This window comes from Salinivibrio sp. ML290 (assembly GCF_001995695.1).
Classification (GTDB): domain Bacteria; phylum Pseudomonadota; class Gammaproteobacteria; order Enterobacterales; family Vibrionaceae; genus Salinivibrio; species Salinivibrio siamensis.
Map to the genome: position 1 here is coordinate 1 of NZ_MUEY01000018.1, position 20,612 is coordinate 20,612.

The window sequence follows — 20,612 nt, forward strand, 5'->3', positions numbered from 1 at the left end:
TTCTCAACGAGTGCCCACACAGATTGCATAGGTCAAATTGTTAAAGAGCGTTGACGTTGCGAAGCTGCGCTTCGCTTGGTCAGGGCTGCGTATCTTACGCGCCTTGCCGTTAAAGTCAAGAAGAAACTTTATCTTTTATTTTCAACCCGCCGGGTGAAATAAAACCTCTTTTTGACTCCCCTAACGCTTGGCGTTAAGCAGGTCGGCCATCTTAATCTTTTAAAAAATCACGTCAAGCGTTTATTTTTATTTGATTTTTTTCTCGACATGCTCGCTGAACGCTTGCCCTGCGTGCCGTGTCGATGGAGGCGCATTATAGAGAAACCACTCACCTTCGCAAGACTAAAAAGCGACTTTTTTTAGAAAAAGTCGCCGTTCGGTCAAACAATCAGCGTTATGGCCTAAAAGCGGGCAAATTGCTCGCTAAATTCCGCCACTTTTCGCCAATCCGTGTATTCAACCTCTTTGGTCGTATCGGTCTCCCCACCCGTGATATGCATGATGAAGCGAATCATCACTCGATCAAACCATTTATAACGTGGGTAGTAGAGTGCGCCGGCAAAGACACCATGCAGTTCGGGGGTCCAGGGTGACTTTTCGATAAACTTACGGCTATAAGCGCTGGTTTCTGGCGTATCTTTCCCCGGTTTACGCGCGGTGAGATTGACACTAAAGAATGCTGCTTTCACGGTTTTAAGCTGATCTGCATGCGCATCAATGAATTGATATAGCTTTTTATTAAAGTGGCCATAGCGAATAGACGCACCAATCAGTATCCGATCGTATTGGCTGAGATCGATGTCTGGCCGCTGATGAATATCTTTCACCTCACACTGCGCCGAAGCCCCCAGCTGTTGCTCGATAAAATGCAGGATTTTCTTGGTCTGCCCTTCTCGGCTGGAATGTAGCAGTAAGACTTTTTGCGTTGCGTTGCTTTGCTCGCTCATGTCCTCTCCTTCCCCATACGGCTAGCTCCGCCAGAATGTGGGAGTAAATAAAACCAATAATGTGAATATTTCTAAACGACCGAATAGCATGGCAAGGATCAATACCCACTTCGCCGTGTCATTAATATCGCCAAAGTGAGCAGCCACTTCGCCTAGCCCTGGGCCTAGGTTATTGAGCGTCGCTGCAACGGCTGAAAACGCCGTTAGCTCTTCAATCCCCGTCGCAATTAAGGCCAACATACAAATGACAAATACCAGCGCGTAGGCGGAGAAGAACCCCCATACGGCATCAACCACTTGCTGCCTTAGCGCCTTATTACCCACTTTGATGGTATATACCGCGCGAGGGTGCACCAAGCGTTTCAATTCTCGCGTTCCTTGGAGTGACAACAGCAAGATACGAATGACCTTCATCCCGCCACCGGTCGAGCCTGCACACCCACCAATAAATGACGAGAACAAGAGTAAAACGGGGAGGAACAACGGCCAATGGGCAAAGGTTGTGGTGGTATACCCCGCGGTGGTTGATATTGATACCGACTGAAATAGCGCCTGGGTGAAGGTTTCCGTGGCGCTCTCATAAACCTGATGCCCGCTCAGCATGGTAAACACCACCAGCCATAGTAGGAACTGAATCACCAAAAACGCGCGAAATTCTGGATCACGCAAGTAAAACTTTAGATTGAGCCCATTATTGGCAAAGGCGGCGAAATGGAGAGAAAAGTTACACGCAGAGATCAGCAGAAACACCACAGTGATGAGATTAACCGCAGTGCTATCAAAGTGACCAATGCTGGCATCGTGGGTTGAGAACCCGCCGATGGCAACGGTCGAAAAGCTGTGCCCAATGGCATCAAAGGCAGACATGCCCGCCAGCCAGTAGGCCAAGGCACAACTTACGGTTAAAGTCAGATAAATGTACCAGAGCACCTTGGCAGTCTCAGCGATCCGAGGTGTCATTTTGGTGTCTTTCACGGGGCCAGGGATCTCGGCGCGATAAAGCTGCATCCCCCCGATGCCGAGTACTGGTAGGATGGCCACCGCCAGCACAATGATCCCCATACCACCAAACCACTGTAGCAACTGACGATAGAACAAAATCGCTTTAGGTAACTCATCTAGCCCCACAATGACGGTTGCGCCCGTCGTGGTTAAACCAGAAAAGGACTCAAAAAACGCCTCGCTCACGGAAAGATCGGGCTGTTCAGACAGCATCAACGGAACTGCCCCTGCACTGCCGATCACCGTCCAGAATAATACAACAATCAAAAAGCCATCACGTGCTTTGAGTTCATGCCGATAATTTCGATTGGGGAACCAAAGTAACCCGCCACCTGCGAGTAGCAGAAAAAACGTCAAAACAAAAGGATAGCCCGCGCCATCACGATAGATAAACGCAACCAATGCAGGCGCTAACATGGTGATGCTGAACAGGGCCAGCAGGAGTCCGACAATGCGGGTAATGGAACGAAATTGCATAGCCTGACGTGGCCCTCTTATCGGCGGTAGCGACTTTCTACCGTCTCGTCGTTACACGTAAAGCAGGCTAAGTGCCTGACGTTGTCTTATGTTCTAACGGGTGCGCGCTTGCTTGTCCGCGGGTTTGATTTTTAAGTGCTTCAAGAAACACATCGATATAGCGCGCATCGATACGCACACTCAATCGCACATTATGGCTGAATTCTGCATCGAGCTGAACGCCATCGTACTGCTTGAGCAGCGATTCTATCGTATCAATGTGAGCATATTCACAGCTTATCGTGTAAGGGACTGTCACTGCCACTTCTCGCGTGGTCAAAAGGCCCAGGGCTTGCTGCACACTACTGCCATACGCTTTGACCAAGCCCCCAGTACCCAGTTTAATCCCGCCAAAATAGCGTACTACCACGGCACAAATCTCACCGACGTTCGCACCTGATAACTGCGCAAGCATCGGCTTGCCTGCCGTTCCCGCTGGCTCACCATCATCGCCACACCCCCATTGCACGGAAGATTCAGGCCGGCCTGCGACAAATGCCCAGCAGTGATGGCGTGCATCAGGATACGCTTCTCGCAACGATTGAATAAATTGCTTTGCCTCTTGTTCTCCGGGCGTATGAGCAAGATACGTAATAAACCGGCTTTTTTTGATTTCAAGCTCGTGCCTCACGGTGTCAGCAGGCACTGCGTATGGGGTGATAGGCATCATGGTACAACCTTTGTGTCTCAGCGATGCACTGTATCATATTCCCTCAAGCACGACAGGGACTCGACCACAGTAAAAACAACCCACACCACATATTTTAAACATTCGTTTAACTTTTGGTTGTCATTTCTTATAACAATGATCCACACTAGGTCGCATCTGGTCTAACCAGAACACTATTCAACCAGGATGGTACTGCCAACGTGGAGAACAACCATGATCTACCAAGGAGATAACCTATCAGTTCGTGCTTTGGATAACGGCATTGCAGAACTGACCCTAGACAGCCAAGGTTCTGTCAACAAATTGGATCTGGCAACGCTAGAAAGCTTAGACCAAGCCCTCGATGCCTTGTCGGGTCGCGATGATATTAAAGGACTGCTGCTGACCTCTGCTAAATCAGCCTTTATTGTCGGCGCAGACATTACCGAATTTCTCGGATTGTTTGCCAAACCCGACCAAGAGCTCTCTGATTGGGTATCTCGCGCCAATGCCATTTTCAATCGTTTAGAAGATTTACCCTATCCCACCCTTAGTGCCGTCAATGGCCATGCACTCGGCGGTGGCTGTGAGTGCATACTCGCGACCGATTTACGTGTAGCAGGTCAGGACGCGCGTATCGGTCTTCCTGAAACCAAGCTCGGTATTATGCCCGGCTTCGGTGGTACGGTGCGCTTGCCTCGACTTATCGGCGCCGATACCGCGATGGAAATCATCACTGCTGGGAAAGAAAAACGCGCGTCCGCGGCATTAAAAGAAGGCGTAGTGGATGCCGTTGTCGATAACGCGCACCTGCGTGACGCGGCGATTCGAATGCTAGGCCAAGCGATCGACGAAAAAATTGACTGGCAAAGCCGTCGCCAACAGAAAAAACAACCACTGAAGCTTAACCGCACCGAGGCAGCGATGAGCTTTACCATGGCCAAAGGCATGGTGGCACAAGTTGCAGGGAAACATTATCCGGCTCCAATGACGGCAGTGACGGCCATTGAAGAAGCCGCAGGGATGACACGCGATGAGGCACTTGAGGTCGAAAACCGCTATTTCGTCAAGCTAGCCAAAACCGATGTCGCACAAGCCTTGGTGGGCATTTTCCTCAATGACCAGGTCATCAAAGGCAACGCGAAAAAAGCTGCCAAACAAGGTAAAGATACACAACGTGGTGCGGTATTAGGCGCAGGCATCATGGGCGGCGGCATTGCCTATCAATCGGCACTGAAAGGCGTGCCGGTGATGATGAAAGACATCGCCCAAGCCTCACTCGACCTCGGTATGAAAGAAGCAACCAAGCTGCTGAATAAGCAGCTAGAGCGTGGTCGTGTCGATGGTTTTAAAATGGGCCAAGTATTGTCGTCAATCACCCCAAGTCTTCACTATGCGGGCATTGAGCAAAGTGACGTGATCGTCGAGGCCGTGGTCGAGAACCCGAAAGTGAAAACCAGCGTCCTCAAAGAAGTCGAAGCGCTAGTCAGTGACGACACGGTCATTGCGTCCAACACCTCTACCATTCCTATCAATACACTGGCGAAGTCATTGGCCCGTCCAGAAAACTTCTGTGGCATGCACTTCTTTAACCCGGTTCATCGCATGCCATTAGTGGAAGTGATTCGTGGCGAGAAAACCTCTGATGAAACCATCGCACGCGTGGTGGCTTACGCCGCCAAGATGGGTAAGTCGCCCGTGGTCGTCAACGACTGCCCCGGCTTTTTCGTCAACCGTGTATTGTTCCCCTACTTCCATGCCTTTAGCTTGCTACTGCGTGACGGGGTGGACTTCCAGCGCATTGATAAAATCATGGAAAAACAATTTGGCTGGCCGATGGGTCCGGCGTATCTGCTTGACGTGGTCGGTATTGATACCGCACATCATGCGCAGGCAGTGATGGCAGAAGGCTTCCCAGACCGCATGAGTAAGTCTGGCCGCGATGCCATTGATGTGATGTTTGAGGCCGAGCGCTTTGGTCAGAAGAATGGCAAAGGCTTCTACCGCTACACCACAGACAAAAAAGGCAAGCCGAAAAAAGAAGCCGATGAAGCCGTCCCTGCTTTGCTCGCACCCGTAATTGAAGGGGGTCAAGCAGAGATCAGTGACGAGGATATTATCGCTCGCATGATGGTGCCGATGATCAACGAAGTCGCCCGCTGTTTGGAAGAAAACATCATTGCCTCTCCGGCAGAAGCAGACATTGCTTTGGTTTACGGTATCGGCTTCCCGCCATTCCGAGGCGGTGCCTTCCGTTATGTCGATACTTTGGGTGTTGATAACTACGTCGCCATGGCTGACAAATTCTCTGAGCTCGGCGCTTTGTATCATGTTCCTACGGATATGAAACGTCGTGCCAGCGATAAACAGGCTTACTTTGATGTCACACCGGTCAACGCACCGCAATCAGCCTAAGTTTAAGGAGAGAACAATGAACAATGTAGTGATCGTTGACTGTATCCGTACCCCCATGGGCCGTTCGAAAGGCGGTGTGTTTCGCCACGTTCGTGCTGAAGATCTATCCGCGCACCTAATGAAGTCTCTATTGGTACGTAACCCTGGGGTAGACAGCACCAGTATTGAAGACATCTACTGGGGCTGTGTACAACAAACGCTCGAGCAAGGTTTCAACATTGCCCGTAATGCGGCGCTCCTTGCTGGCATTCCACATAGCGTGGGTGCCACCACGGTCAACCGCCTGTGTGGCTCGTCGATGCAGGCACTGCACGATGCGGCTCGCGCAATCATGGTCGGTGATGGCGACACCTTCTTGATTGGTGGTGTCGAACACATGGGTCACGTGCCGATGAACCATGGTGTCGACTTCCACCCTGGCTTATCTAAGTCAGTCGCTAAAGCCGCTGGCATGATGGGACTTACCGCAGAAATGCTCGGTCGCATGCATGGCATCAGTCGTGAAATGCAAGACCAGTTTGCCGCTCGTTCTCATGCCCGTGCGCATGCCGCCACCGTGGAAGGCCGTTTTAGAGATGAGATTGCGCCTATTGAAGGCCATGATGCCGATGGCTTACTCACCTTGGTGGAAGACGATGAAGTGATTCGTCCAGAAACCACTGTAGAGAGCCTCGCTGGTTTACGCCCCGCCTTTGACCCTGCCAATGGCACAGTAACCGCTGGCTCGTCGTCGGCACTATCGGATGGTGCCTCTGCAATGTTGGTGATGAGTGAAGAAAAGGCCAAATCCTTGGGGCTGCCTATCCGTGCACGTATCCGTGCCATGGGCGTCGCCGGCTGTGACCCATCCATTATGGGATATGGTCCGGTCCCAGCGACCAAAAAAGCGCTCAAACGTGCGGGCCTAAGCATCGATGACATTGACTTGGTCGAACTGAATGAGGCATTTGCCGCCCAGTCTCTGCCTTGTGTCAAAGATCTTGGCCTGATGGATAAAGTGGATGACAAAGTTAACCTCAACGGTGGTGCAATTGCACTGGGTCACCCGCTAGGCTGTTCCGGCGCACGCATCTCGACCACCTTGCTACATCAAATGGAACGCCAAGATGCTACCTTAGGCTTAGCGACCATGTGCATTGGTCTCGGTCAGGGGATTGCGACAGTGTTCGAACGCGTCTAACCACAATGCGCACTTTCATCAATAAAGAGCGGCTACGTCCGCTCTTTTTTTGGCTTGCGTCATCCCGCACGCAATCGCATAGTGATTGATGTAACGCATGTGGTGGTAACATCATCTGGCCTAGTATGGCCACTCACTGACTTCAACCGGGAGAATGCCATGTTTAACGCGCTTGTCCTTGAACAACACGAAAAGCAAACCCTCGCCAAAATCACCTCACTCGATGATGACCTTCTTCCAGAAGGCAATGTCACCGTCAATGTTGATTTCAGCTCCCTCAATTATAAAGACGGCTTAGCCATTACCGGCAAAGGTAAGATTGTTCGCCAATTCCCCATGGTGCCAGGGATCGACTTTGCCGGCACAGTTGCCGATAGCCAACACCCCGACTATCAACCCGGAGATAAAGTGGTGCTCACTGGTTGGGGCGTCGGTGAAGCACACTGGGGAGGCATGGCAGAGAAAGCGCGTGTTAATGGCGACTGGCTCGTTCCCCTTCCTGAGGGGCTCACTGCGCAACAAGCAATGATGGTAGGCACCGCGGGGTTTACCGCGATGTTATGTGTGCAAGCCTTAATCGATGGTGGCGTTAAACCTGAAGATGGCCCAGTGTTAGTCACCGGAGCCAGTGGCGGCGTTGGCTCTGTCGCGGTCACCTTATTGCATGCGTTGGGCTATCGCGTCAATGCCGTCACAGGCCGACTTGAAGCCAACCAAGCGTGGCTTAAGCAACTAGGCGCTGACGACGTGCTACCGCGCGAGTCCTTTAGCGCACCAGGTCGCCCGCTGGACAAGCAACAGTGGGCAGGCGCAATTGATACCGTGGGTAGTCAAATGCTCGCCAATGTCCTTTCACAAATCCAGTACGGTGGCACAGTTGCCGCATGCGGCCTTGCCGGCGGTTTCGATTTACCCGCCACTGTGATGCCGTTTATTTTGCGCAATGTGCGATTGCAAGGTGTCGATTCAGTCTCTTGCCCGAAAGCGCAACGTCAAGCTGCGTGGCAGTCACTGACCAAGCTATTGCCCGCCAGTTACTTTGAACAGGCATGCCACACTATCGCACTGGCGCAAACCCCAGAATATGCGGATAACATTATTCAGGGCGAGGTGAAAGGCCGCGTCGTTATTGATATCGCTCACCAAGGCTAATCCGCGCAAAAAGGCCAATCTTTATTACGGGTTGGCCTTTATTGGCGACGTGCAGACAAAAAAAATCCCGCTCGAAGAGCGGGGAAGCCCAAGAAAACTGGGAGTGAGTGTAGCTGTTGAGTGAGTTAGCCTAGTCAGGCTGCGAGCGTGGCGTTGAGGTCGATAAGGCTTCTACCAATAACCCCAAGGCTGCGGCGCAGATTGCTAGTGTTGCCAAGAGAGTGTGCTCATGACTGTGCGTTAATCCCCAAAAAGCGAGTCCGCTAAGCCCTGTGTAAGCAGCGATACGGTGTCCATAAGCCAAGCTCAATGTGCTCGTTTGTGCTTTTCTCATGATCCCGCCTTTCGTTAACGAATTGTTAAATAATTTACACAACTCATTTACAAGCGCAACCCTGTTTGAATAATTTGTCGCCATAAGTATGATCAGGTCGACACTTTTTGAGGTAAAAATAATGACACTCGCTTTTGACCACGCCGATCTTCAACTTGATGCCTTAGGCCTGCGCTGCCCGGAGCCTGTAATGATGGTACGTAAACGTATCCGTCATATGGACGAGGGACAAACCTTGCTGATTACCGCCGATGATCCCTCAACCACGCGTGATATTCCCAGCTTTTGTCGTTTTATGGATCACACCCTTATCGCAGCCCAAACAGAGAGCGTGCCGTTTCAGTTTTTGATCAAAAAAGGGCTGGCATAACGCCAACCCTTACTCATTCATCATTGTCCTGCGTTAGCTCAGTAGATACCAAGTATCGAGCACAGCCAATGCGGCAAACATCGCCGCCGCGAGCACCCGCACGACAGCAAGCGGGACATGGCGCTGAATTTTATCACCCGCCAGCACCACAGGGACATTGGCTAGCAACATACCAATGGTTGATCCAATCACTACCACCCACAACGCTTCATTAAACTGTGCGCCCAATGCGGTCGTGGCGAGCTGGGTTTTATCGCCAATTTCTGCGACAAAGAACGCACTGAAGCTCGCCCAAAACGCGCTTTTGCCCTGAATACCTTCATCCTCAAGCTTATCCGGGATCAGCATCCATACCGCCATCACGCCAAAACTGATGATCAAAATAATATGCAATACGGTATCGGTCAGTATATCGGCCGCGACCACCCCGAGCCAGGCGGCAATGGCGTGGTTGACTAACGTCGCCAATAAAATGGCACTGATAATCACCGCAGGTTTACGAAAACGTGTCGCTAACGCCAGCGATAGTAGTTGGGTTTTATCCCCGATTTCCGCCAAGGTGACGGTAGAGATAGAAATGGCAAGAACGCTCATGACATTGCTCATCTGGGGCAGGGCTTATTATGATTCAACCACGACAACACACACGCCCCACCCCGGTTCGTGCGATTGTCGTTGGTCTCGTCAAGCCCAGAGCACCTAATGGCAGGCTTGCAATCACCATGAAGATTTTGCTTCAACTATGTTGATGATTGCCCCACTGACTGTGCAGTGGTCGACTACTCCCCAAGACGGCGCTAGTGTACGATTTGAACAATCGCTTGGCAACTTCTATTCCTCTTGCCCCTGCACGGAGAAAATAAGCGCCTCAAAGGCGCACAAAAATCCGCCAGCCCCCTACTGCTTGAGCGCGCTGCGAGTTATAATTGCCAGCTATTTTCTCCATTCATCAACTCGCGCGAACCTGACAATGCATAAATTCGATATCAAAACCTTTCAGGGTATGATCCTCGCGCTGCAGGATTATTGGGCCCAGCAAGGCTGTACCATTGTTCAGCCGCTAGACATGGAAGTGGGTGCAGGTACCTCTCACCCAATGACATGCTTGCGTGCACTTGGTCCAGAGCCCATTGCAGCGGCTTACGTTCAACCTTCTCGTCGTCCTACCGATGGGCGTTATGGCGAGAACCCGAACCGTCTGCAGCACTACTACCAGTTTCAAACCATCCTGAAGCCGTCACCCGATAACATTCAAGAGCTGTATTTAGGCTCGCTGCGAGTGCTGGGAATTGACCCAGAAGTCCACGACATTCGCTTTGTGGAAGATAACTGGGAAAACCCAACGCTTGGCGCTTGGGGCCTCGGCTGGGAAGTCTGGCTGAACGGGATGGAGATCACCCAGTTTACCTACTTCCAGCAAGTCGGCGGATTGGAATGTAAACCGGTCACCGGTGAGATTACCTACGGTATCGAACGTCTGGCGATGTACATTCAAGAAGTCGATTCTGTGTATGATCTGGTTTGGACCGATGGCCCATTTGGCAAAGTCACCTACGGCGATATTTTCCACCAAAACGAAGTGGAGCAATCGACCTATAACTTTGAACACGCTGATGTTGATTTTCTGTTCCGCTACTTTGATCAGTGCGAAGCCGAAAGTACCAAGCTTCTGGATCTCGAGCAGCCGCTCCCTTTGCCTGCTTACGAACAGATCCTAAAAGCCGGTCATGCGTTCAACCTGCTGGATGCGCGTAAAGCCATCTCAGTGACTGAACGTCAACGCTATATTCTGCGCATTCGCACACTGACTAAACGTGTCGCCGAAGCCTACTACGCATCTCGCGAAGCGCTGGGCTTCCCGATGTGCCGACACACCAAATAAGGGAGCATCATGGCAACGCAAAATTTCCTGATTGAGCTCGGCACTGAAGAGCTACCACCTACAGCCTTGCGCACCTTGGCTGAAGCTTTTGCCAGCCAATTCGACGCACAATTGAAAGACGCTGATCTGAGCCACCAAGGCATTACTTGGTACGCCTCCCCACGTCGCTTAGCACTTAAAGTGGCGGCGTTGAGCGATCGCCAGCCAGATAAAGTGGTTGAGAAGCGCGGTCCTGCGGTCAGTGCCGCCTTTGACGCAGATGGCAACCCCACCAAAGCGGCCATGGGTTGGGCGCGCGGTAACGGGATTGACGTGAGCGAGGCCGAGCGCCTAAAAACCGATAAAGGTGAATGGTTGCTGTATCGTCAACACGTACCCGGTCAAGCCATTGACGCCTTACTGCCGGTACTGGCCGATAAGGCCCTGAGCAAGCTGCCTATTCCTAAACCCATGCGCTGGGGTGACAAAGACACCCAGTTTATCCGCCCCGTGAAAACCTTGGTGATGCTGTATGGGGACACCTTGATTGAAGGCACTATCCTAGGCGTGGCGTCTGATCGCGTGATTCGTGGCCACCGCTTTATGGGTGAATCGAGCTTAACGCTGGATCATGCTGACCAATACCCAGAGCGCCTTGAGCGTGAAGGTAAAGTCATGGCCGATTATGAAAAGCGTAAGGCGTTGATTATTAAAGATGCTAAAGCAGCGGCTGACGCGGTTGGCGGGATTGCTGAGCTTGATGAAGACTTGGTTGAAGAAGTCACCTCACTGGTGGAATGGCCAGTGGTACTGACGGCCTCTTTCGAGGACAAGTTCCTTAAGGTGCCATCAGAAGCGCTGGTGTACACCATGAAAGGCGACCAAAAGTACTTCCCGGTTTATGACGCTAACGGCGAGCTACTGCCCAAGTTCATCTTCGTGTCGAACATTGAATCGAAAGATCCGGCGCAGGTTATCTCAGGGAATGAAAAAGTCGTGCGTCCTCGCCTCGCGGATGCGGAGTTCTTCTTTGATACTGACCGCAAGCGCCCATTGATTGATCGCCTGCCAGAGCTTGATAGCGCGGTATTCCAAAAGCAATTAGGTACCATCAAAGATAAAACCGATCGCATTACTGCACTCGCAGGACAGATTGCAGAGCGTATCGGTGCCGACAAGTCACACACTGAGCGCGCGGGCCAACTGGCTAAGTGCGATCTCATGACCTCGATGGTGTTTGAGTTCACCGAAACTCAAGGCGTGATGGGCATGCACTATGCACGTCATGATGGCGAGCCTGAAGCCGTAGCGCTGGCACTGAATGAGCAATACTGGCCGCGCTTCGCCGGTGATAAGCTACCTACCACACCGGTCTCCTCAGCACTCGCGATGGCTGACAAAATGGATACCATCGTGGGCATCTTTGGTATTGGTCAAGCACCTAAAGGGAGCGACCCCTTCGCCCTGCGTCGTGCCGCGTTAGGCGTTCTGCGTATTATCGTCGAGAACGGCTATCAGCTTGATCTTGTCGACCTCATCCGTGATGCTAAAGCTCAGTACGATGACCGTCTGACTCACAAAGAGGTAGAGGCGGATGTCCTCGACTTTATGCTAGGTCGTTTCCGCGCTTGGTACCAAGATATGGGCTATAGCGTGGATATCATCCAAGCGGTGTTGGCACGTCGTCCAACCAAGCCTGCAGACTTTGACAGCCGCGTAAAAGCGGTGTCGCACTTCCGCAGTCTTGAAGAAGCCGAAGCACTCGCCGCGGCCAACAAGCGTGTAGGCAATATCTTGGCCAAGTATGACGGCGAGCTCCCTAGCAGCGTCGATACTAGCTTGCTACAAGAAGACGCTGAAAAAGCATTGGCGGACGTGGTCGCTGAGAAAGTCGCTGCGGTTAAACCTTTATTTGCTGACAGCGATTATCAAGGCGCGTTGACCGAGCTGGCGCAATTGCGCATACCGGTTGATACCTTCTTTGATAACGTGATGGTTATGGCAGATGATCCTGCACTGAAAGCCAACCGTTTGGCGATGCTTCACCTTATCCGTGAGCAGTTCCTCAACGTGGCAGATATTTCTGTTCTACAGAAGTAATTATCAGCAAAACACGACTCAGCCCCGCTATGACGCGGGGCTTTTTTTTGGGTGTTTATACGCGGACGCCCCGCTTCGCTACCAATTCTCATCTACCTTGCTACCAGCTCTCAGCCTCGTTGGCTACCCAATTTAATGACGCTAATCACCCTGTTTGTCGAGCCAAGCCGAGTTGGTTTCACGTGGAACACTTGGATTTCTCCCCCTCTAAGCGAGTTTTCGCCCTAGTATGTACCGATAACGTAACAATCCCGTCAACCATACCCTTTAATGACGAGAAGATAACAAACTTACCATGCTTTCTTTTACACAATAGATTGTTGTATGTTGATTGCAGCTTAACCACAACATCGATACAGATATTTAAAGGCAGTAATCATGGAAGTCACTCACTTTGGCGAGAAGTTCGCCAATCACTCGGGCATCACACAATTAATGGACGATCTTAATGACGGTTTACGTAATCCAGACGCCATTATGTTGGGGGGCGGCAACCCCGCGGCGATCCCGGAAATGCTCGACTACTTTAAGACGCTAAGCCAATCAATGCTCGACGACGGTAGTCTCGTTCACGCCATGGCAAACTACGATGGTCCACAAGGAAAATCGGCATTACTCAATGCCCTCGCCGAGCTGCTGAATAAGACTTATGGCTGGCAGCTCTCAAGCAAAAACATCATGCTGACCAATGGCAGCCAAAGTGCATTCTTTTATCTGTTTAACCTATTAGCGGGACGCTACGCCGATGGCAGCCACAAAAAAATCTTGTTGCCCCTCGCCCCCGAGTATATCGGCTATGGTGACGCCGGTATCAACGACGATATCTTTGTTAGCTACCAACCTGACATTGAATTATTGGATAACCGCCAATTCAAATACCACGTCGACTTTAGCCGCCTAACGATTGATGAAAGCATTGGCGCCATCTGTGCTTCCCGCCCGACTAACCCAACCGGGAATGTGCTAACCGATAGCGAAATCCAACAACTGGACCAACTCGCACGCGACAACAATATTCCTCTGATCATCGATAACGCTTATGGCACGCCCTTCCCGGATATTATTTTTGAAGACGTTGCACCGTTCTGGAATGACAACACCATACTCTGCTCGAGCCTCAGTAAGCTAGGTTTGCCTGGTGTGCGTTGCGGGATTGTGATTGCCAATGAAACGGTGATCAATGCGATGTCCAACATCAATGGTATCGTCAGCCTGTCGCCAAACAGTGTGGGGCCAGCAATGGCACTAGCAATGATAGAACGCGGTGATCTTTTACGCTTAAGCAAAGACGTCGTTCGTCCTTTCTACCAGCAAAAGTCACAGCGCACATTAAAGATGGTGCTTGAGACCATTAATGATGAGCGAGTTCGTGTTCATAAGCCAGAAGGAGCTATCTTCCTGTGGCTCTGGTTTAACGAGCTCCCAATCTCTACCCAAGAGTTATATAAACGCTTAAAAGCCCGCGGTGTACTGGTTGTCCCCGGAGAGTATTTCTTTATTGGTGTCGATCACGAAGGCTGGGATCATGCTAAGCAATGCATACGCATGAACTATGTCCAAGAGGATGATGCTATGCAACAAGGTATAAAAGTGATTGCTGAAGAAGTCGCGCGCGCCTACGACGAAGGATAAGTTTTGGTTTCACGTGGAACACAGATACATACATGTTCCACGTGAAACCTTTCATTAGACCTCTGGCAACGAGAAAATGCGCCATAACATTTTCCTAATTGGCCTCTATCTAACCTACCTTCCTAACCTACCTTCTTCTGCTGACGGACTACTTTCTCCTTTCGTCAGCTTAAGCCTTAATCATCGGTCGCTTGATCTAACTATCGAACCATTCTGCACCCCATATTTCCAAAAAGGGGTAATACGGCGCAGTGCGAACAATCATTTGGTTTGGTTTGGTTTGGTTTGGTTTGGTTTGGTTTGGTTTGGTTTGGCTTGGCTTGGCTTGGCTTGGCTTGGCTTGGCTTGGCTTGGCAAATAGTATTGGATCGTTCTATTAAGACAATCCAAGTGTTTCACGTGAAACCTATCGGCTCCAATCTGTGCGAATCTGATTCAAATCCACGAGTCTACAAAGAACCTTTTCGGCCAGGCTACAATCGTGGGTTCAACGCTCACCTTCATTCGCTAGGGCTATTCACCAACAGCGGCGAGTGAAAAGAACGTGTCTATAATGCGAAGAATTGAAGCCGGCTAGTGAATCTGAACATCACGATTCACTAGCCACAAAAAAGGGCAGCGGTGCTGCCCTCTCCTTTTTCGTATCGTTATGGCCGACACTTACTCAACGTTTTCGAGTAAACGGCTACCGATTTCGATACGACGAGGTTTCTCCTCTTCAGGCACCTCACGCACCAAATCAATATGAAGCATACCGTTTTCCATTTCCGCCCCCGTCACTTTAATATGATCGTCGAGGTGGAACTTGCGTTCGAAGTCACGCTCAGCAATGCCCTGATACAAGAACTTCGTATCTTGATTACGACTGGCTTTTTTACCCGCAACCGTTAGGCTGTTCTTTTGTTGGGTAATGTCTACTTCGTCTTGGCTAAAGCCTGCTACCGCCATTGTGATTCGATATTGGTTCTCTTTGCCTTGCTCAATATTGTAAGGAGGAAAACCACCTGCATTTGACGCATTCGTGTTTTCAACCAAATCAAACAAACGGTCAAAGCCAATCGCGGTACGATAGAGTGGAGAGAAATCAAAGTTACGCATAATCTTATCCTTCCTATGAAGCAATAAAATGTTATCTACGGCTTTCCAACCTGGACAAGCCCCCGGCGACCCAATGGCATCGCCTCATTACTGTATATAGGGTTGGGTAATTTGATTTCAATAGCGACTTTAAAAATTTTTGCTCTCATGGAGGGCGCACAATTCGAAAGCGTATCTCTTAAGTCCCCTCCCATCATATTAATCAAGCGGCGCAACGCGCACGAGATGCCCATCAGGGTCTTGAATCACGAAGGTTCGGCCAAACACATCATCGTAAGGAGCTTGCACAACATTGATGGTTAGGTTGTTCGACCATTGGTCAAAAACGGCATCAACGTCATCATTGGTAGGCACCATAATGCCAATTTCACTCAGTCGTGTCATCGAGGGTGAGGGCTGCTCGCCGCCTGTCCACAACGCGAATAAGGCATCTCCCTGCTCAGAGGCAGAAAACGCCACATACCTGGGACTGGTAAAGACAGGATCACATTGAAACAGTTGCTGATAGAAACCCACAGAACGGTCAATATCAGAAACATAAACCAATTGGAGATTAGCGCGCGTTTTTATAGACATCAGGATTCCTATCATTTTGTCGTTAAGGGAATGATAAGTGTACTCACGCCAAAAACACTGTATATAAAAACAGTTACATGTTGCGATTTGCCTCCCAAACAGGCATGAAAAAGGCCAGCAATGCTGGCCTTAATTGTTGATAAACAGTTGATTTATCACTTATACATCGAGGTTTTCTACTTTCAGCGCATTATTTTCGATAAACGCACGACGTGGCTCAACTTGATCACCCATCAAGGTGGTAAACAACTCATCCGCGGCAACCGCATCCTGAATCGTCACCTGCATCATACGACGACCTTCAGGATCCATAGTGGTTTCCCAAAGCTGCTCTGGGTTCATCTCTCCCAAACCTTTATAGCGCTGACGAGACACACCACGGGTTGACTCTTTGATTAACCAGTTGAGTGCTTGCTCAAAGCTCTCTACCGATTGCGTACGTTCACCGCGCTTAACATACGCCCCTTCATCCAGGAGATCATTTAAGGTTTCCGATAGGCTTGCGATTCGACCGTACTCTTTCGAGTTCAGGAAGTCATAGCTCACTAAGTATTTATAATCGACACCATGGGTGCGCACCACCAGCTCTGGCACCCATACCTGATGCTCTTCATCGAGTCGGCATGATGCCTGATACTGGCTTTCACCCGTCGACTTACGATTCAAAATCCCAACAATGTTTTCTACCCATTGCTTAGCCGCCCACTCGTCGCGCAGGTCATCGACTGACAAACGCGGTTGATAAAGCAGCTCATTGAGTAGCGCGGCGGGATAGCGACGCTTCATACGCTGAATCAGCTTGAGCACACCATTGTACTCTTTCACCAATTTCTCAAGTGACTCGCCGTGCATCGCTGGCGCATCTGGGTTCACGAACAATGACGCATTCTCCAACGCCAATGCCACCTGATACTGCTCCATCGCCTCGTCATCTTTGATGTACTGCTCTTGCTTGCCCTTTTTCACTTTATAAAGCGGTGGTTGAGCAATATAAATATAGCCTCGCTCAATCAGCTCTGGCATTTGGCGATAGAAGAAGGTCAGCAGCAAGGTACGAATATGCGAGCCGTCGACATCCGCATCGGTCATGATGATGATGCTGTGATAACGTAGCTTGTCCGGATCGTACTCTTCCCGGCCAATCCCGCACCCCATTGCCGTGATCAGTGTCGCCACTTCTTGCGAGGACAACATCTTATCAAAACGGGCTTTCTCGACGTTGAGGATCTTACCTTTGAGCGGCAAAATCGCTTGGTTCTTACGGTTGCGCCCCTGCTTGGCTGAGCCGCCTGCAGAGTCACCCTCCACAATGTAGAGTTCAGATAGCGCCGGATCTTTTTCCTGGCAATCGGCAAGCTTGCCGGGAAGGCCAGCTAAATCCAACGCGCCTTTACGACGCGTCATTTCACGTGCTTTACGTGCCGCATCACGCGCACGGGCAGCGTCAATGATCTTGGTACACACTACTTTCGCATCGGCAGGGTGCTCAATCAGAAAGTCTGATAAGTGGCTGCTCATGGCGGATTCAACCGCCGATTTCACTTCCGATGACACCAGTTTGTCTTTGGTCTGGCTGGAGAACTTGGGATCCGGTACTTTCACCGAGACTACCGCGGTCAAGCCTTCACGGGCATCATCGCCAGACGTCGCGGCTTTGGCTTTTTTGGAATAACCTTCTTTGTCCATGAAGCTATTGAGCGTACGTGTCAATGCGCCACGAAAACCCGCAAGGTGAGTACCACCATCGCGCTGCGGAATATTGTTGGTAAAGCAGTAGATGTTTTCTTGATAGCCATCGTTCCACTGCATCGCCACTTCAACGCTAACCCCGTCTTCCCGAGTATGCTCAAAGTGGAAAACGGATGGGTGGATGGAGGTCTTCTTGTTGTTGAGGTGTTCAACAAACGCGCGGATGCCCCCTTCGTATTTAAAGTGATCCGCTTTGTCTTCTTCGCGCTCGTCAATCAACTTGATGGAGACACCTGAATTAAGGAAAGACAACTCACGCAAGCGCTTGGCAAGCACGTCATAGTTGAAGTTGATATCAGAGAAAGTCTCTTCACTTGGCCAGAAACGAATACGGGTACCGGTTTGGTCGGTCTCACCCATTTCAGCCAGCGGTCCTAGAGGCTCACCGTGCGCAAAATTAAGCTGGTGAACATGGCCATTACGCCAAATAGTCAACTCGAGTTTTTCTGACAAGGCGTTGACCACTGACACCCCCACCCCGTGAAGGCCGCCAGAGACTTTATAAGAGTTGTCATCAAACTTACCGCCGGCGTGGAGGACGGTCATGATCACTTGTGCGGCCGATACACCTTCTTCCTCATGAATATCGACCGGGATACCACGACCATCGTCGCGAACCGATACCGAGCCATCCTCGTGGATGGTCGCCACGATATCATTACAATGTCCGGCCAGTGCTTCATCGATCGAGTTATCGACCACCTCAAACACCATGTGGTGCAGGCCGGTACCATCGTCGGTATCGCCGATATACATTCCCGGACGCTTACGCACGGCATCCAAGCCCTTCAGTACCTTGATACTCGATGAATCGTATTCGTTGGACATTGAGTTACTCTCGCTTATTTATCCTGCGTTAATTTTGCCATGTTCCACATGAAACATCTTACTATTTTCGTCGCAAATTTCCGCGACTTGATCGGCACTAATGGCGCTAACAAAAACCTGAGCCCCAATGCGGGTCAACTCACTGGCCAATAGTGCTCGCCGGCGACTGTCTAATTCGGAGGCAAAGTCATCGATTAAGTAGATACAAGCGATACCTTGCTCCTCGCTATACAACTGGCCTTGTGCAAGCCGAAGTGCACATACCATTAATTTTAACTGTCCGCGCGATAGCACATCATCGACTGGCGTACCTGCCACCTTGATGCGCAAATCGGCTTTATGCGGCCCTGATACCGTGTATCCCATTTGCTGGTCGCGCTCAAAGTTCGCCGCCAACAATGCCTGATAGTCTGCGCCTCGCTCCCATCCTTGGTAAAAACGAAACTGGATGGAAAACTCGGGAAGAAATGCTTGGCATAATGCGGTCGCTCGCGCGGAAACCGCATCAACGTATGCCTGACGCCATGCGCTGATTTGTTCGGCAAGGCGTGCTAGTTCCGTATCCCATACTTGGATATCGCCATAGTGGCGCGCTGTTTTCAACGCGGCGTTGCGTTGCTTCGTTAGGCGCTTCACTCGTGTCCAAGCTTCAAAAAAACCTGGCTCAGAATGAAACACCCCCCAATCGATAAACGCACGACGAAACTTGGGCCCATCGGTTAATAACTCAAAACCTTCAGGGGTGATCAATTGCAATGGCAGCACTTTGGCCAGGGCCACCAGCTTTTGCCCTTTTTCTTGACCGATTTTAACATCTGCACTGCCGTCTCGGCGCTTTTGAATGCCGACCGGAAGCAAGATCCCATCTTGCGTTTTTACTCGACCATGTACTGTAAGATTGGGTTGCTGATGACGAATCACTCGGCTGTTAAGCGCGCTGCGAAAGGAGCGCCCATGACCGAGAAAGTGGATGGCTTCCAATACACTGGTTTTACCACTGCCATTGGGGCCAATTAAAAAGTTAAAGCCTGACGACAACTCAATATCGCAGGCTTCAATATTTCGAAAGTCGTGGACGACCAGTCGTGATAGCGCCATAACCTAGAGGCGAATTGGCATCACAACATACATGGCGTCTTCGCGATCGCAGTCCTCAATCAAGGTACTGCCCACCGCGTCTGTCATCGAAAAACGCACCTTGTCACAACGTAAAACATTGAGCACATCGAGCACGTAACTGACATTAAAACCGATTTCGATTGGCTCACCTTGATAGTCGACTTCCAAAAACTCTTCCGCTTCTTCTTGCTCAGGGTTGTTGGCGGAGATACGCAGCTCGCTACCTTCAATATTCATTCGCACGCCGCGAAATTTCTCGTTCGATAATACCGCGGCTAATGACAATGCTTGCTTGAGCTCAGCACAGTCGACCTCAAGCGTTCGGGAAGTGGATTGTGGCAACACACGCCGATAATCAGGAAAGCGTCCATCAACCAATTTAGAGGTAAAGGTCACATTGCCCACCACCGCACGAATATTAGACGCGCCAATTTGGATATTCACCGGGTGCTCGCTATCATCGAGCAAACGCGCCAACTCACTGACGCCTTTACGTGGCACAATCACTTGTTGTGCGGGCAACGCCTCTTCCATGGATAAATGACACACCGCCATCCGGTGGCCGTCCGTCCCAACGGTGCGCAGCGTATGCCCATCGGTTTCGAATAAGAGTCCATTGAGGTAATAGCGTACATCTTGGTTCGCCATCGAAAACTGCGTAGCGTCAATCAGATGACCCAGCTTGCTTTGCGGTACTTGTAAGCTCACGTCGGCATGCCAGTCTTCGATGTTGGGATAATCTGAAGCCGGTAAGGTCGATAATGTAAAGCGGCTTCGTCCCGCTCGCACCACCACGCGGTCACCTTCTTGCGCCACAGTGATACGAGCTTCGCTATGTAAGCCTTTGATGATATCCATAAACTTACGCGAAGGCACAGTGATCGCCCCATCAAGATACTCACCGTCCAGCGGTGCGGTGGCATTGAGCTCGACCTCCATATCGGTCGCCGTCAGCTTGAGTTGCTGCTCCGCCACTTCAATCAATAGGTTACTTAAAATCGGCAAGGTACTACGCCCGCCTAGTGCCCCAGAAACTTGCTGAAGCGGTTGAAGTAATTGCTCACGCGTAAGAGTAAATTTCATA

17 protein-coding genes are annotated in these 20,612 nt (G+C 50.7%); 7 read left to right on the forward strand and 10 right to left on the reverse strand.

The genetic code is table 11. The features are described 5' to 3' along the window. Positions 1 to 401: 401 nt before the first annotated feature. From hemG to BZG23_RS14090, 3 genes are all read right to left on the reverse strand, one after another. Positions 402 to 947 (reverse strand): menaquinone-dependent protoporphyrinogen IX dehydrogenase, encoded by a 546-nt coding sequence (hemG, locus tag BZG23_RS14080; RefSeq protein ID WP_046074829.1) that lies wholly within the window; start codon positions 945 to 947, stop codon positions 402 to 404. A gap of 21 nt (positions 948 to 968) precedes the next feature. Beyond that, positions 969 to 2,426 carry a TrkH family potassium uptake protein gene (locus tag BZG23_RS14085; protein WP_046074830.1) on the reverse strand — a complete coding sequence of 486 codons (1,458 nt, stop codon included), beginning with the start codon at positions 2,424 to 2,426 and terminating at the stop codon, positions 969 to 971. 67 nt (positions 2,427 to 2,493) lie between these two features. After that, the gene (locus tag BZG23_RS14090; protein WP_046074893.1) at positions 2,494 to 3,132 is read right to left on the reverse strand and encodes a YigZ family protein; all 639 of its coding nucleotides are present in this window, start codon (positions 3,130 to 3,132) and stop codon (positions 2,494 to 2,496) included. A 216-nt stretch (positions 3,133 to 3,348) separates the two neighbouring features. On the opposite strand from BZG23_RS14090, the gene fadB reads away from it, so the two are divergent. From fadB to acuI, 3 genes are all read left to right on the forward strand, one after another. Beyond that, the gene (gene fadB / locus BZG23_RS14095) at positions 3,349 to 5,529 is read left to right on the forward strand and encodes a fatty acid oxidation complex subunit alpha FadB (protein WP_046074831.1); all 2,181 of its coding nucleotides are present in this window, start codon (positions 3,349 to 3,351) and stop codon (positions 5,527 to 5,529) included. Between the two features lie 16 nt (positions 5,530 to 5,545). Beyond that, positions 5,546 to 6,709 carry an acetyl-CoA C-acyltransferase FadA gene (gene fadA, locus BZG23_RS14100; RefSeq protein WP_077607305.1) on the forward strand — a complete coding sequence of 388 codons (1,164 nt, stop codon included), beginning with the start codon at positions 5,546 to 5,548 and terminating at the stop codon, positions 6,707 to 6,709. A gap of 159 nt (positions 6,710 to 6,868) precedes the next feature. Further along, the gene (gene acuI / locus BZG23_RS14105; protein ID WP_077607306.1) at positions 6,869 to 7,861 is read left to right on the forward strand and encodes an acrylyl-CoA reductase (NADPH); all 993 of its coding nucleotides are present in this window, start codon (positions 6,869 to 6,871) and stop codon (positions 7,859 to 7,861) included. Positions 7,862 to 7,991: 130 nt separating this feature from the next. Here the strand turns inward: acuI and BZG23_RS14110 are convergent, their stop codons facing one another. Further along, on the reverse strand, positions 7,992 to 8,195 hold the full coding sequence (locus BZG23_RS14110; protein ID WP_077607307.1) for a hypothetical protein: 204 nt from the start codon (positions 8,193 to 8,195) through the stop codon (positions 7,992 to 7,994). A gap of 121 nt (positions 8,196 to 8,316) precedes the next feature. Between BZG23_RS14110 and tusA the strand changes: the two genes are divergently transcribed. After that, on the forward strand, positions 8,317 to 8,565 hold the full coding sequence (gene tusA, locus BZG23_RS14115) for a sulfurtransferase TusA (RefSeq protein ID WP_046074835.1): 249 nt from the start codon (positions 8,317 to 8,319) through the stop codon (positions 8,563 to 8,565). A 33-nt stretch (positions 8,566 to 8,598) separates the two neighbouring features. Here tusA and BZG23_RS14120 read toward each other — a convergent pair whose 3' ends face one another. Then, positions 8,599 to 9,159, reverse strand: coding sequence for a TMEM165/GDT1 family protein (locus BZG23_RS14120; RefSeq protein WP_046074836.1), 561 nt, complete (start codon positions 9,157 to 9,159; stop codon positions 8,599 to 8,601). A gap of 376 nt (positions 9,160 to 9,535) precedes the next feature. Here BZG23_RS14120 and glyQ point away from each other — a divergent pair, with 376 nt between their 5' ends. The 3 genes from glyQ to BZG23_RS14135 all read left to right on the forward strand — a co-directional run bounded on the left by glyQ (position 9,536) and on the right by BZG23_RS14135 (position 14,158). Continuing rightward, positions 9,536 to 10,447 (forward strand): glycine--tRNA ligase subunit alpha, encoded by a 912-nt coding sequence (gene glyQ / locus BZG23_RS14125; RefSeq protein WP_046074837.1) that lies wholly within the window; start codon positions 9,536 to 9,538, stop codon positions 10,445 to 10,447. A 9-nt stretch (positions 10,448 to 10,456) separates the two neighbouring features. Then, on the forward strand, positions 10,457 to 12,526 hold the full coding sequence (glyS, locus tag BZG23_RS14130; protein ID WP_077607308.1) for a glycine--tRNA ligase subunit beta: 2,070 nt from the start codon (positions 10,457 to 10,459) through the stop codon (positions 12,524 to 12,526). A gap of 378 nt (positions 12,527 to 12,904) precedes the next feature. Next, positions 12,905 to 14,158 carry a valine--pyruvate transaminase gene (locus tag BZG23_RS14135; RefSeq protein ID WP_077579398.1) on the forward strand — a complete coding sequence of 418 codons (1,254 nt, stop codon included), beginning with the start codon at positions 12,905 to 12,907 and terminating at the stop codon, positions 14,156 to 14,158. Between the two features lie 660 nt (positions 14,159 to 14,818). Here the strand turns inward: BZG23_RS14135 and BZG23_RS14140 are convergent. The 5 genes from BZG23_RS14140 to dnaN all read right to left on the reverse strand — a co-directional run bounded on the left by BZG23_RS14140 (position 14,819) and on the right by dnaN (position 20,611). Continuing rightward, positions 14,819 to 15,256 (reverse strand): Hsp20 family protein, encoded by a 438-nt coding sequence (locus BZG23_RS14140; protein WP_046074840.1) that lies wholly within the window; start codon positions 15,254 to 15,256, stop codon positions 14,819 to 14,821. A gap of 198 nt (positions 15,257 to 15,454) precedes the next feature. After that, complete coding sequence (locus BZG23_RS14145) at positions 15,455 to 15,832, reverse strand: VOC family protein (RefSeq protein ID WP_046074842.1); 378 nt, start codon at positions 15,830 to 15,832, stop codon at positions 15,455 to 15,457. 159 nt (positions 15,833 to 15,991) lie between these two features. Further along, complete coding sequence (gyrB, locus tag BZG23_RS14150) at positions 15,992 to 18,409, reverse strand: DNA topoisomerase (ATP-hydrolyzing) subunit B (protein WP_077579396.1); 2,418 nt, start codon at positions 18,407 to 18,409, stop codon at positions 15,992 to 15,994. Between the two features lie 18 nt (positions 18,410 to 18,427). After that, on the reverse strand, positions 18,428 to 19,507 hold the full coding sequence (gene recF / locus BZG23_RS14155; RefSeq protein ID WP_077579395.1) for a DNA replication/repair protein RecF: 1,080 nt from the start codon (positions 19,505 to 19,507) through the stop codon (positions 18,428 to 18,430). A 3-nt stretch (positions 19,508 to 19,510) separates the two neighbouring features. Next, the gene (gene dnaN / locus BZG23_RS14160; RefSeq protein ID WP_077607309.1) at positions 19,511 to 20,611 is read right to left on the reverse strand and encodes a DNA polymerase III subunit beta; all 1,101 of its coding nucleotides are present in this window, start codon (positions 20,609 to 20,611) and stop codon (positions 19,511 to 19,513) included. Between the last annotated feature and the right edge of the window lies 1 nt (position 20,612).

What these genes read in the sequence shown, in the direction of transcription:
- hemG (WP_046074829.1), bottom strand. Translation starts at nt 947, where the DNA reads ATGAGCGAGCAAAGCAACGCAACGCAAAAAGTCTTACTGCTACATTCC.
- BZG23_RS14085 (WP_046074830.1), bottom strand. Translation starts at nt 2,426, where the DNA reads ATGCAATTTCGTTCCATTACCCGCATTGTCGGACTCCTGCTGGCCCTG.
- BZG23_RS14090 (WP_046074893.1), bottom strand. Translation starts at nt 3,132, where the DNA reads ATGCCTATCACCCCATACGCAGTGCCTGCTGACACCGTGAGGCACGAG.
- fadB (WP_046074831.1), top strand. Translation starts at nt 3,349, where the DNA reads ATGATCTACCAAGGAGATAACCTATCAGTTCGTGCTTTGGATAACGGC.
- fadA (WP_077607305.1), top strand. Translation starts at nt 5,546, where the DNA reads ATGAACAATGTAGTGATCGTTGACTGTATCCGTACCCCCATGGGCCGT.
- acuI (WP_077607306.1), top strand. Translation starts at nt 6,869, where the DNA reads ATGTTTAACGCGCTTGTCCTTGAACAACACGAAAAGCAAACCCTCGCC.
- BZG23_RS14110 (WP_077607307.1), bottom strand. Translation starts at nt 8,195, where the DNA reads ATGAGAAAAGCACAAACGAGCACATTGAGCTTGGCTTATGGACACCGT.
- tusA (WP_046074835.1), top strand. Translation starts at nt 8,317, where the DNA reads ATGACACTCGCTTTTGACCACGCCGATCTTCAACTTGATGCCTTAGGC.
- BZG23_RS14120 (WP_046074836.1), bottom strand. Translation starts at nt 9,159, where the DNA reads ATGAGCGTTCTTGCCATTTCTATCTCTACCGTCACCTTGGCGGAAATC.
- glyQ (WP_046074837.1), top strand. Translation starts at nt 9,536, where the DNA reads ATGCATAAATTCGATATCAAAACCTTTCAGGGTATGATCCTCGCGCTG.
- glyS (WP_077607308.1), top strand. Translation starts at nt 10,457, where the DNA reads ATGGCAACGCAAAATTTCCTGATTGAGCTCGGCACTGAAGAGCTACCA.
- BZG23_RS14135 (WP_077579398.1), top strand. Translation starts at nt 12,905, where the DNA reads ATGGAAGTCACTCACTTTGGCGAGAAGTTCGCCAATCACTCGGGCATC.
- BZG23_RS14140 (WP_046074840.1), bottom strand. Translation starts at nt 15,256, where the DNA reads ATGCGTAACTTTGATTTCTCTCCACTCTATCGTACCGCGATTGGCTTT.
- BZG23_RS14145 (WP_046074842.1), bottom strand. Translation starts at nt 15,832, where the DNA reads ATGTCTATAAAAACGCGCGCTAATCTCCAATTGGTTTATGTTTCTGAT.
- gyrB (WP_077579396.1), bottom strand. Translation starts at nt 18,409, where the DNA reads ATGTCCAACGAATACGATTCATCGAGTATCAAGGTACTGAAGGGCTTG.
- recF (WP_077579395.1), bottom strand. Translation starts at nt 19,507, where the DNA reads ATGGCGCTATCACGACTGGTCGTCCACGACTTTCGAAATATTGAAGCC.
- dnaN (WP_077607309.1), bottom strand. Translation starts at nt 20,611, where the DNA reads ATGAAATTTACTCTTACGCGTGAGCAATTACTTCAACCGCTTCAGCAA.